This window comes from Niastella vici (assembly GCF_002077945.1).
Taxonomy (GTDB): Bacteria; Bacteroidota; Bacteroidia; order Chitinophagales; family Chitinophagaceae; genus Niastella; species Niastella vici.
Genome location: NZ_LVYD01000058.1, coordinates 161,468 through 173,144, shown reverse-complemented (window position 1 = coordinate 173,144; position 11,677 = coordinate 161,468). Strand labels below are relative to the sequence as shown.

Here is an 11,677-nt window from a genome sequence, read left to right as displayed (position 1 = left end):
ACACATACTTAGATGAAAAAAGCTATTATTGTAGATGATGAGCCACTGGCACGCATGGTTGTAAAAGAATATTTGCTGCAACAATCCGGAATTACTGTGGTGCAGGAATGTAATGATGGATTTGAAGGTATTAAAGCCATTATGCAGCACCAGCCCGATGTGGTATTCCTCGATATTCAAATGCCCAAAATCAATGGGTTTGAAATGCTGGAACTAATAGAACAGCCACCAGCCGTTATTTTTTGCACTGCCTTTGATGAATATGCCATTAAAGCATTTGAAAGCCATGCGGTGGATTATCTGTTAAAACCCTTCAGCCAGGAACGGTTCAACAAAGCCATGGAACGGTTAACCGAACGCGATTCGGCCACTACAGCCAGCAATACCCGCGAACTGCTTGATACTGCGGCGCAGGGTCCCCAGCAAAACCAGCGGATAGTGGTCAAGACCGGTAATAAAATAAAGATCATTCCCATTGATGAAGTGCATTACCTCGAGGCTGCCGACGATTATGTAAAGATCCATACCAAAGATGGCTCATTCCTGAAAAACAAGACCATGGGCCATTTTGAAAAGGTATTGAATCCTCAACAGTTTGTACGTATCCACCGCTCCTATATGGTGAACGTGCAACTGGTTACCCGCATTGATCCCTATGAAAAAGAAAACTTTCTGGCGCAATTATCAACCGGAGCACAGGTACCGGTTAGCAAAACCGGTTATGCAAAATTGAAGTCTGTACTAGGTATTTAAACCACCTTTCAACTACATATGTAACATAGACATATAAAGCCTTTCCCTTAGAAACAAATATACATATCCCTTAATACATATATATTCCTTAATCCATACTGGTTCTTCTGTATACTTCCGGTGTTTTTAGTATACGCTAATGTGAGGTTGGTTAAAGATGAGCGCGTAAATACAATTATCATTAACCCCAGTAACCATGTATCCAGTACCCTTAACCCGGTCGGGCAAGACCGTTATGTTCTTTTTCTGCTATGTTCTTTTTTCTATCCAGTTTGTAAAGGCCCAATGTATAGCTTCGGGGCCTAATAGCCCAGGCGCTGCAGTCAGCGATGCCACAGGCGATTATTCTTTTACCAATCCTTCAAACTGTTTTTCCAGTGATAACAGCCGTGCTACAGCCCAATCCCTGTTATTTAGCGGCGAAACAGATACCCTGAAGGCCACTGATTTCGGTTTTTCCATTCCCACCGCTGCTACCATTTGCGGTATTGAGGTAAACATAGAAAAAAGCTCCTCCATTTTCATACTCAATACTGCCTATGTAACAGACAACAGTGTGCGCATTATTAAAAACGGGAAGATCACCGGATCAGACCTGGAAAAAACAAATGTCGTATGGCCTACCGGTGATGCCAATACCACCTATGGGTATAATGGTGAGCTTTGGGGTACCAGCTGGACCCCGTCTGATATAAATAGCGCGAACTTCGGTATTGCCATTTCTGCCAAAATAGTAGGCGATATTGGGCTCTTTCCTGCTGCACGCATCGATTACATCAGCATGACCGTTTATTATTTAGCCCCCAGCCTTTTATCGGCCCAATCTATTCAATTTACTGTAGCCAATGCCACCAGCAATTCGGCCCAGCTTTCCTGGAACTGGAATGGCGATGAAGCTGCTTCGTTCACAGTTGAACGTTCGGCTAATGGCACCAAATGGGAACCAGTCAATGGCAGCCTGCAAAAAAACAACCTGACGTCGGCATATACATTTAACGATGTAAATCCATTGACCGGCAGGTCGTTCTACCGGCTGAAAACACTTTCCGCATCAGGTGAGGTGCGTTATTCAACAGTTCAGCCATTTGAATTAACAGCCATCCCTGTACTAAAATGCTATCCCAATCCAGTTACTTCACTTGTTACGGTATATGGTGTTACGGCTGGTGAACAGATAACGGTTACCAACCTGTTCGGGCAGCAGGTGTATCAATCGCCTCCGGCATTAAATAATACCGTTAGCATCAACTTCAATGAGTTACAACCGGGTATATATGTTATCAGTGCAGGTAACCGGAAAATGAAGGTGCAGAAGAAATAAATAATGGTGAGGGGTGGAATGGTCAATGGTGAATGGGCGCCCGAATTTTTATGTTCAAAAAGATTTTGCCAGCATCACCCCTCTCCGTTAGTTTTTTATGATTTTATGGCTACTTAATCACACGAAAACAGGTTGGAGATCATGACCACTTTTCAGTAAAACCCGCTACCACAGCGGGTTTTAACTTTTTATAGGGGCCTTACCCATCCTAAAATGTGACTTTTATTGGTTTTCGGATAAGCATATGCCGCCGTATGTTTGCATTACGAAACGCAACAAACCACACCAAAGGGTGTAAATCTGGTAAAAGTACGTTGCCCACTCCACGAAATCTACGAATTGCCTGCCTCCACGATTGTAACTCCATACGGCAAATACGTAATCAGACAATTAACATATAACATTTCATCTATGAAAAAGTCAATCACTATCATCGCATTAATCGCCTTAACCTTAGGATTCACTACTGTAACACTGGCTAACGACGAAGGTAAAACCAAACATACAACCGAACTGAAATTCATCGGAAACATGGAAAACCAGCCTGTATTTCAGCTGGACCTGGCAAACACAGATGAGGATGAGTTCACGGTAACTTTCCGTGATGAAACCGGTAACGTTATCTATACTGATAAATTCAAAGGTGCTAATATCACCAAGAAGTTCATGTTGAAATCTGAAGATTTCGGTGACACTGCATTGCATGTAGCAGTTAAGTCAAAGAAGAATAACACTACTGAAGTGTATATCATCAACAGAAGCCATACTTATGTTGAAGAAACTGTAGTAAACAAACTCCAGTAAACAACTATGTTCAGTCATTCAACTATCAAATAGTGTTTTCACAAAAAAGAGTCCCGATTTTATCGGGACTCTTTTTTGCCTATAATTGCGAAATATAATTAGCGGTCTGTTCCTGCACCTGCTGCTGCCCTTTTTCTATTGCTTCTTTCACCAATCTCCCTGCCTCCCCTGCCGGAATATCGATGGCGCAAGCCAGTGCTTTTATATACCAATCGCGCCATACCTCCAGTATATGTTGTTCCTTTGCTTTCTCCTTACCCGCCTGTACGGCTTCTTTGCTTAGCGCATACTCTGTTTGTAACCGTTGCAGGGCATTGCGGGTAATATCTTTTACGAGCGCTGTGGCGGTTTTATCATCAGCCGATGTAAGCAGAAATGCCGTGGCCAGTGCACTTTTAGCTACATGCTTCATTTCTATAGGCGACACCATATCTAACCGGTCGGCATCGGTATGATAAAAAACGTCGGTAAAATGCCACATCAGCAAGCCGGGAATTTTTGCCATTAAAAAAGGCGTATGATCACTACCACCCTCAAACGGATTGGTGCGCACCACCCAACCGGTTGTGGAAGCTTCAAACAGGCAACGGTTTAATAACAGGTCATTGAAATAATGTGGAAACATATCTGATTCCTTTAACTCACTACCGCCCCACTCCGTGTGTTTTTCCTTACCACGCGTCCAGATAGCCGAAGGATCGGGCATTTTTTCGATCAGGAAGGTGCCGCCGGTCTTTTGAATATCTTCCCCCACCATATCAAGGCTCAGTCCCCATTTTATGCCTTTGGCCCTGATGGAATCATCCACTATATAGCGCCGGGTACTAACAATTTCATCGCCCCATAAAAAAGTAATGGTACGCTGTGGCACCACTTTCTTTTTTTGCACCAGCGCAGCGGTTGTGCGTGCCATTTCGGCCAGCGTACCCACGCCAGATGCATTGTCATTGGCGCCCGGTTCCTGCACATGCGCACTGAATACAAAACGCTCATCGGGCCGTGTTTTACCCCGAACATTGGCCACCAGCGTAAGCTCTTCGGCCCGGTAGGTCTTTGTATTGACCACCACTTTTACAGTAACCGGCCCCTTTGCCAAAGCCACTTTCAGTTTTTCTTTGGCCGCCCATGACAACAGGATGCCCCATTTCTGCGTCAGGGAATCTGTATAACTGATACCCTGGAACTGAATGGAGTTGGTATTTTTTGACGGCTGCGTATAGGCGGGCATGGAATAAGCCAGCGCCCCAACCGCTCCGTTCTTTATAGCATTGCCGTAAACACCCCCTATACCGCCTTCGCCCATTACAATTTTGCCATTCAGGTCTTTTCCCTCCAGTTCTTTTGCCGAACCATGACCTATATATACCAGCTCGGCCGTTACACCTTCAGCAGGTGTTGATGCCGAATACATGGCGATCATATTTCGGTTGGTCCTGAACTGTAGTAACGGCTCCTTTTCACCAACGATAAACAGGCTGGCATCAACCGGTTCCCAGGTAACCCGGCTCATAGGCCTTTTTTCAATGCGGTAGGTAAGCGTGCCTGTTGCTTCGCCATTGGTCTCTTTTTTATACCCGGCCTGTTGCAGTATTTTTTCTACATGGTAAATGCTTTCATTAAAACCACTGTTACCGGCCAAACGCCAGCGTTGTTCAACAAACCAAACGGTATTGTATGCCTGTTGTTCGTTGAAGGTAGTTTCTAAAATTTTGAAGTATTTCTTTTCCCGGGCAGCAGGTTGCGCCCAGGCCGGCTCAATGGCAGTTACAAAAAGGAGCGATAAGGATAAAGTGAATAATTTGTTCATGAATAAGGCTTTTATTACTGTAGGGCCGGTATTGTAAATTAAATATAATTATTCCGGGAAAACAGGTACGTTAAATCGTGAGGGAGAAGGCCTATGCCTCCTGCCCTATCCATACGGCGCCGCCAATGCTGCTGCGCGAGGCGCCCGTAACCGAAGCCAGTACATTGTTCTCTTCGCGCCAGCGTAAAACCCCTATCAGGGCCATAATGAGCGCTTCTTTGTAATCAATGATATTCTTTTCAGGCACTACCAGCTCTACCCCAGCGGGCTGCAGCAAGGCCTGCAGGCGTTCCATCAAAAATGTATTGTGCGCACCGCCGCCGGTGGCCAGCATTTTGGGATTATCAACTGCCGGTGGCTGCTCTTTCAGCATGTTTACAACCGGTTTGCTTATTTGTCGGGCAATATGTTCTACCATGGTGCGCAGGGCATCTGCCACCGGTATTCTTTTCACTAACGGGTATAGTACATCGGTCCCAAAATCGTTGGCCAGCGATTTGGGATAGGGCCGTTGGTAATATTCCAGCTCATCAAGCGTTTTCAACAGTATCTCATTAACTGTCCCTGTTGCGGCTATTTGTCCGCCATCATCGTAGGGTTTCCCTTCTTCCTGCGCCAGCATATTCAAGACCCGGTTGGCCGGACAAACATCAAATGCAATATATTTTTCAGGGTGATTGTAGGAAATATTGGCAATTCCGCCCAGGTTCAGAAAAAATGTATAATTGCCCAACAATAACTTCTCACCAATGGGCACAATGGGAGCTCCCTGTCCGCCCAGGGCAATATCCATCGCCCGCAGGTCGCTCACCACATTTATACCGGTAACGGCGGCTATAGCGGCGCCATCGCCCACCTGGCCGGTCATTTTTTGATCGGGTGCATGAAAGGTGGTATGCCCGTGGGAAGCGATCAGCTGTATCTGGTATTGCAAATTATTACTAACAATAAACTCATTTACCTGCGAGCCTATATAATGACCATATTCAGTATGTAAAAGCTGATAATCCAGCGCATTAAGCTGTATAGCGCCCCGTAATTTCTTCACCCATTCCCCGGAATATGGGTAGCAATCAGCGGCTTTTATCTCGTATTGCCAGTTTCCGGCACTTTCGTGAAATTCAACAAAAGCGATGTCCAAACCGTCGAGAGAACTTCCGCTCATAATGCCGATTGCCCGATATATCATAACTGTTGGTAGATTTCTGGTATTAAAAAAGAATAATTAGAATAGATTTGCCCGTCAAATTTCATATATCGCCACCCAAAATCCAAAACTGATCTAAATGGTTATTAACCTCAGTAACGAATGTTCCCTGGTTTGTGACTGGATCGCCGAAATCCGGGATGTTCAAATCCAGTCTGATCGCATGCGTTTCCGGCGCAATCTGGAACGCATTGGTGAAATAGCTGCCTATGAGATCAGCCGGCAGCTGGTATATGAAGAAAAAGAAGTGCAAACCCCGCTGGGTATTTCACAGACCAAGGTGCTGAAAGAACAACCGGTGCTGGCCACCATTTTGCGGGCCGGCCTGCCACTGCATCAGGGCTTGTTGAATTACTTCGACAAAGCCGACAATGCCTTTATTTCGGCTTACCGCAAACACCAGCACGACGGCAGTTTTGAGATCAGCCTCGACTATATTTCGTGCCCCGAGCTCGAAAACCGGGTGGTGATCATTTCAGATCCCATGCTGGCTACCGGTTCTTCCCTGGTAAAAACCATCCAGTATTTGCGCGATGAAGGCCATCCCCGCGAAATTCACGTGGTTGCCGCCATTGCCTGCTCGGTAGGTATCGAATATGTGCAACGCAGCGAACCACACGTAAAGATCTGGTGCGGCGCTATTGATGAGGAGCTAACGGCCAAAGGTTACATTGTTCCCGGTTTGGGAGACGCCGGTGACCTCGCCTTCGGCACAAAAGTGCAGATGTAAGTAGTGTTTTAGCACTTATTTGTAACTTTCTTTTCTTGTACCAACCCTTTCTATAAAAACCAAGTATATCCCAGATATTTCTTTTTTTGTGCAATTACTAACAACCCTAAAATTTAATACGTACTTACGGCGTTTAAGTTCCGACTTGTCGTTTTTTTTCGTATTTTGTTATTAGACTCGAAACCTATGCGGATGAGGAAATTTTATATTGCAATTTTGACTTGCACCCTGCTGAAGACAGCCTCAGCACAAGACCCCAATTTTTCACAGTTTTTTGTTTCCCCCCTTACACTGAACCCTGCTTTGACCGGTAAATTCAACGGCGATTTCCGCATAGCTGGCAATTACCGGGACCAATGGCCCGCAATCAGTAAGGCATTCGTTACTTCCACCGCATCTTTTGATGCCCCCATTTTACGGAACCGGATCTCGGAACTCGATACCTGGGGTGTTGGGGTAATGGCAATGACGGATAAAACTGCTAACGGTATTCTATCCACTAACCTGATCTCTGTATCGACGAGCTATCACAAAGGCATCGACGAAGACGGACTGAATTCTATCGGCGTAGGCTTTCAGGGTACGTATAATACCAAGCGCCTCGATGGAACCAAACTGAACTTTGAAGATGAGCTTGACCAATTTGGCGGCTGGACGAACCCCAGCGGCGAAACGGTGAACGACCGGCAGATCAACCTTAGCTATTTCGATATGTCTGTAGGCGCCCTTTTCAATGGTTCAACCGACGGATATAACAACTACTACCTTGGTGTATCGGGCTATCACATAAACAAGCCCAAAGAGTCGTTTACGGGCGATATCTTTTATACATTGAATCCTCGTGTAACCGTGCACGCTGGTGGCGCGTTGCCGCTGGCCAATAATACGCGTACCATATATTTCAGTACCCTGTACAGCCGGCAGGCTGGTGCTACCAACATGGTAGCGGGTGGTGCTGTTGGCTTCAACATGAACCAGGATGAGGAAAACCCTACTAATTTCTATGCAGGTTTGTGGACGCGCTTTAACAATGTGAACGATGCGCTGATCCCCTACCTGGGTCTTGAGTTTGGTGGGTTCAGACTGGGCGCGTCTTATGACGTTAATATCAGTAGTCTGAAAACCGCTTCACAAAGCCGTGGCGGTATTGAGATCTCGCTTATCTACATTAAACGCCCGGCGGGGAATAAAGGCATTCCGTGTCCGCACTTTTAACCCTTTTTACTCAGCTCAGGGTTATATAAACAACATCGTATAATCAATAGACAAAATATCAGAGGTTGTATCAAAAGTTGATGCAGCCTCTTTTTAAACGGCTACCTGATGGAGCCCGGTAGCCGTTTAAGTGGTTCTCAGGTCCTTCGTTTACTTTTGATACATCCTCTTTTTACATGGCGTAACTTTTTTCACACGGGAAAAGAAAAGTTTTTTATTCCCCGAATTTCCCGGCAAGGTCACCTTGTAAAATATCACATGCAATAGTTAAAAAAATACCACGCCCATATTAACAAATCAAATATTTTTGGCGGCATATGATTGTGATGCCTTCCTTCAAATTCCCGCTTGTATTAATTGCATTGTATCTTCTATGCGCCGGCTGTGTTGCCCCTAAACGTACTACAGCGCCTTACACCCTGCTATCCTGCCTGGCCATGCATCCTTTTGGCCGCAGTATTATCAACGAACAACATAATCTTGAACTCATCAGTTCTGCCTGCCAGGTGGGTTTTAGTTTTGAAGGCACCACCTTTAACCTGCACGTATCTTTGCCGTCGTGGCTGCACCACAATTACCTGCAATACGAGCTCGATGGCGTATACCAGAAACGCATTCGCATCGATTCAGACACATTTGCACCGCTGGTGATAAAGGCCCCTTCGGCGGGCAAGCATACCATTTGGATATACAAAGCCACCGAAGCACATACCGGCGCCATCATCATTCATGCTGCCGGCGCGCAAAATATAAAAGCCCTTCAACGGCCATCAGCGCCACTAATTGAGTTCATCGGTAACAGCATTACCTGTGGCGCAGCCGCCGATGCATCGGAAGTGCCTTGTGGCACCGGCGTATACCACGACCAGCATAATGCGTATATGGCCTATGGGCCGCGTGTGGCCCTGGCGTTGAAAGTAAATTACATTATGAGCAGCGTGAGCGGTATTGGCATTTACCGCAACTGGAACAGCGATGGCCCCACCATGCCACAGGTATATGAGAATACCGGGTTTCAGTTGCAAGACCAACAACGCTGGAATTTTTCAACCTATACTCCGCAGATCGTAAGCATAGCCCTTGGCACCAATGATTTCAGTGATGGGGATGGTGTTACGCCCCGCAAACCATTCGACAGTACGACCTTTGTTCAGCAATACATACAGTTTGTGCAGCTGGTAAAAACAAAATATCCCGCAGCACAAATTGCCCTGCTCAGCAGCGCCATGCTGCACGATCGCAAGCGTTCTTTATTACAGAATTGCCTTTCGGCCGTAAAAGAAAAGGTAGATTCGTTAAACCCGGCGGCCAAACCGGTTGCCCTGTACTTCTTTGAACCCATGCAGGCCAAAGGCTGCACCGGCCATCCCAGCATAGAAGATCATGCGATATTGGCCAGTGAGTTGATCCCGTTTTTTAAGAAACTCCTCCCTTAAGTGGCGCCTGTTTCTTAGGAAGTCGGTTGCCAGTTGGCAAATGAAACGGAAAACCCAACATATCGCTGGCGTTGCGTTAGGCGTTAAGCTTTCCGCGTTCCGATTTCTTTCCGCTCACATATGGATTGTCTTTCAATATAAACCGGTAGGGTAATTTCGCATCTTCTCCGGCATAATCCACCCCTATGCGCGGTGTGGCGATGATATCTTTTTTGCCGGCTACAAAATCGTCTGAAGCAATGAATATGTCGTCGTGCAACAAGCTCCACCCGGTATGACCGGTATGAATGCCCAACGCCTTCGAAACATTACCCGGTCCTTTGGTGAGGGTATAGTCAGCGCTTTTTTTGCCGGTTCTTGCCAACATGGTATTGATGCCCTGTATGGGGTCAATGGCCCGTATCAAAATGGCATGGGGTATATCCTGCTGGTTGGTGACCACATTAAATAAATGATGAATACCATAACACAGGTAAACATAAGCCGTACCACCAGGTTGAAACATTACTTCGGTTCTGTTGGTCCTTCTGCCGCCGAAAGCATGCGAGGCCCGGTCAATGGCGCCTGCATAGGCTTCGGTTTCTACAATGCGGCCCGACGTTACTACTTCCCCAAATTGGGTAACAAGCACTTTGCCGATCAATTCTTTTGCTAACTTCACCACATCGGCACGATTATAGAAAACAGTGTCTAATTTTTTCATCGGCAATAATTGTTGCAAATTTCCTCCCGTACCCTGTATATTGGCATTTTTTATCAATAATTAAGTATGATTATACTCAAAATTTACTGATTACCACGGCCTAATTGAAATATTTACTAAGTTTGACCCCGCCCAACAACAGTAAACGGAAAATTCAAATTTATAAAACTTGCTGAAAGAAATCGTTACAGCCATTCAGTCATATGCCAGGGCACATCGCTTTATACGGGAGCACCGCCTTTGGAAATGGATCATAGTGCCGGGTGTTATTTATACCCTGTTATTTATAGCAGGCATGTATTTTTTCTGGACCTCTTCGAGTCAGGTTGTTTCTTATTTCAATCACTGGCTGGGTATTGACCGCTATCTTCATCAGCAACGCAGCCCCATCCTCAATTTCTTATTCCTCATGGGAGAAATTATGGTGCGGCTGATCATGATGCTCTTTTATTTCTCCCTGTTCAAATATCTGTTCCTCATTATAGGTTCGCCGGTGTTCGCTTACCTCAGCGAAAAAACCGAATCGATCATGGAAGGAAAAGATTTTCCTTTCAGCTTCAAACAACTGATGGCCGACATTATACGGGGCATAAAGCTGGCCCTGCGCAATACTTTATGGCAATCGGTTTATACCATCTCATTACTGATACTTTCTTTTTTTCCTGTTGTAGGTTGGGTGGTACCGGTAACCACGTTGCTGGTTGAATGCTATTATTACGGTTTCTCGATGCTTGATTACAGTTGCGAGCGCCACAAACTGTCGCCTTCTGAAAGCATTGCCTTCATTGGCAAACACAAAGGCCTGGCCATTGGTAATGGCATGGTGTTTTACCTCATGCACCTCGCTCCTATTATTGGCTGGGTGCTGGCGCCGGCCTATGCTGTTGTAGCGGCTACCATTAGTTTATATCACCGTGACGATAAAGTAGGTGTAGAGTAATGACTTCAAATAGCATCATATACTTAATTCCATCTGTTGTAGCTGAAAATGCAACAGAAACCATTCCTGCTTATGTTAAGGAGGCAGTAGGTCAATGCCAGGTATTTTTTGTAGAAAATGAACGCACTGCCCGCCGCTTTTTAAAAAGCATCTGGAAAGAAATGGTCATTGATAACTATACCTGGGTACTCATCGACAAAACGAACAACATTGCCACGCTTACGGCTTTCAATAAACATTTGCAGGAAAACAAGACCATTGGCATCATTAGTGAAGCTGGCTGCCCGGGTGTTGCAGATCCCGGTCAGGTGCTTACAGAAACGGCCCATAAAGCCGGCGCTACCATAAAACCACTGGTGGGCCCCAGCAGTATTCTACTGGCACTGATGGCCAGCGGTATGAACGGCCAGCAATTCCAGTTTGTTGGCTATTTACCCATTGATGCAGCACAGCGCAGCAAAACCATAAAAGACCTGGAAGCCGAATCGGCCAAAAAGAATTGTACGCAGCTATTTATAGAAACGCCTTATCGTAATAATCAATTACTGGAAACACTCATAAAGACCGGCAAGCCCACTACCCGGTTGTGTGTGGCTGCTGATATTACCGCAGCTACCGAATTCATTCAAACCAAAACACTGGCCGACTGGAAAAAACAGTTACCAGACCTGCATAAACGCCCTACGATCTTTTGTATGCTGGCAAGCTAAGTGCGTTTCAACACTTCGACTTCGTCCGGTGCGAGCCTGCCCAACGCTTAA

The 11,677-nt window shown here is 45.8% G+C and carries 11 protein-coding genes; 8 read left to right on the top strand and 3 right to left on the bottom strand.

The window, feature by feature from the left end; genetic code table 11:
• Positions 1-12 precede the first annotated feature (12 nt).
• From A3860_RS24825 to A3860_RS24815, 3 genes are all read left to right on the top strand, one after another.
• Positions 13-753 carry a LytR/AlgR family response regulator transcription factor gene (locus A3860_RS24825; protein WP_081151106.1) on the top strand — a complete coding sequence of 247 codons (741 nt, stop codon included), beginning with the start codon at positions 13-15 and terminating at the stop codon, positions 751-753.
• Positions 754-949: 196 nt separating this feature from the next.
• The gene (locus A3860_RS24820) at positions 950-2,074 is read left to right on the top strand and encodes a T9SS type A sorting domain-containing protein (RefSeq protein WP_081151104.1); all 1,125 of its coding nucleotides are present in this window, start codon (positions 950-952) and stop codon (positions 2,072-2,074) included.
• A gap of 411 nt (positions 2,075-2,485) precedes the next feature.
• The gene (locus A3860_RS24815) at positions 2,486-2,878 is read left to right on the top strand and encodes a hypothetical protein (protein ID WP_081151101.1); all 393 of its coding nucleotides are present in this window, start codon (positions 2,486-2,488) and stop codon (positions 2,876-2,878) included.
• Between the two features lie 79 nt (positions 2,879-2,957).
• Here A3860_RS24815 and A3860_RS24810 read toward each other — a convergent pair whose 3' ends face one another.
• Positions 2,958-4,685: a M28 family peptidase gene (locus tag A3860_RS24810; protein ID WP_081151099.1), complete on the bottom strand. Its 1,728-nt coding sequence runs from the start codon at positions 4,683-4,685 to the stop codon at positions 2,958-2,960.
• Between the two features lie 91 nt (positions 4,686-4,776).
• Entirely contained in the window at positions 4,777-5,850 is a 1,074-nt protein-coding gene (locus A3860_RS24805; RefSeq protein WP_245843618.1) for an anhydro-N-acetylmuramic acid kinase, read from the bottom strand.
• A gap of 121 nt (positions 5,851-5,971) precedes the next feature.
• Here A3860_RS24805 and upp point away from each other — a divergent pair, with 121 nt between their 5' ends.
• The 3 genes from upp to A3860_RS24790 all read left to right on the top strand — a co-directional run bounded on the left by upp (position 5,972) and on the right by A3860_RS24790 (position 9,273).
• Positions 5,972-6,622, top strand: coding sequence for a uracil phosphoribosyltransferase (gene upp / locus A3860_RS24800; protein ID WP_081151094.1), 651 nt, complete (start codon positions 5,972-5,974; stop codon positions 6,620-6,622).
• A 192-nt stretch (positions 6,623-6,814) separates the two neighbouring features.
• Complete coding sequence (locus A3860_RS24795) at positions 6,815-7,837, top strand: PorP/SprF family type IX secretion system membrane protein (protein WP_245843617.1); 1,023 nt, start codon at positions 6,815-6,817, stop codon at positions 7,835-7,837.
• 317 nt (positions 7,838-8,154) lie between these two features.
• Complete coding sequence (locus tag A3860_RS24790) at positions 8,155-9,273, top strand: SGNH/GDSL hydrolase family protein (protein WP_081151083.1); 1,119 nt, start codon at positions 8,155-8,157, stop codon at positions 9,271-9,273.
• A 76-nt stretch (positions 9,274-9,349) separates the two neighbouring features.
• On the opposite strand, the gene A3860_RS24785 is transcribed toward A3860_RS24790, so the two are convergent.
• Positions 9,350-9,976, bottom strand: coding sequence for a DNA-3-methyladenine glycosylase (locus A3860_RS24785; RefSeq protein ID WP_081152263.1), 627 nt, complete (start codon positions 9,974-9,976; stop codon positions 9,350-9,352).
• Positions 9,977-10,145: 169 nt separating this feature from the next.
• On the opposite strand from A3860_RS24785, the gene A3860_RS24780 reads away from it, so the two are divergent.
• Both A3860_RS24780 and A3860_RS24775 read left to right on the top strand, forming a co-directional pair.
• Positions 10,146-10,916: an EI24 domain-containing protein gene (locus tag A3860_RS24780; protein WP_081151081.1), complete on the top strand. Its 771-nt coding sequence runs from the start codon at positions 10,146-10,148 to the stop codon at positions 10,914-10,916.
• Positions 10,916-11,626 carry an SAM-dependent methyltransferase gene (locus A3860_RS24775; protein ID WP_081151078.1) on the top strand — a complete coding sequence of 237 codons (711 nt, stop codon included), beginning with the start codon at positions 10,916-10,918 and terminating at the stop codon, positions 11,624-11,626. Before A3860_RS24780 ends, A3860_RS24775 begins: the two co-directional genes overlap by 1 nt.
• Positions 11,627-11,677: the final 51 nt, after the last annotated feature.

Excerpts from the sequence above, each read along its gene's own strand:
- A3860_RS24795 (WP_245843617.1), top strand. The coding sequence starts at position 6,815 with ATGAGGAAATTTTATATTGCAATTTTGACTTGCACCCTGCTGAAGACA.
- A3860_RS24810 (WP_081151099.1), bottom strand. The coding sequence starts at position 4,685 with ATGAACAAATTATTCACTTTATCCTTATCGCTCCTTTTTGTAACTGCC.
- A3860_RS24825 (WP_081151106.1), top strand. The coding sequence starts at position 13 with ATGAAAAAAGCTATTATTGTAGATGATGAGCCACTGGCACGCATGGTT.
- A3860_RS24815 (WP_081151101.1), top strand. The coding sequence starts at position 2,486 with ATGAAAAAGTCAATCACTATCATCGCATTAATCGCCTTAACCTTAGGA.
- A3860_RS24805 (WP_245843618.1), bottom strand. The coding sequence starts at position 5,850 with ATGAGCGGAAGTTCTCTCGACGGTTTGGACATCGCTTTTGTTGAATTT.
- A3860_RS24775 (WP_081151078.1), top strand. The coding sequence starts at position 10,916 with ATGACTTCAAATAGCATCATATACTTAATTCCATCTGTTGTAGCTGAA.
- A3860_RS24785 (WP_081152263.1), bottom strand. The coding sequence starts at position 9,976 with ATGAAAAAATTAGACACTGTTTTCTATAATCGTGCCGATGTGGTGAAG.
- upp (WP_081151094.1), top strand. The coding sequence starts at position 5,972 with ATGGTTATTAACCTCAGTAACGAATGTTCCCTGGTTTGTGACTGGATC.
- A3860_RS24820 (WP_081151104.1), top strand. The coding sequence starts at position 950 with ATGTATCCAGTACCCTTAACCCGGTCGGGCAAGACCGTTATGTTCTTT.
- A3860_RS24790 (WP_081151083.1), top strand. The coding sequence starts at position 8,155 with ATGATTGTGATGCCTTCCTTCAAATTCCCGCTTGTATTAATTGCATTG.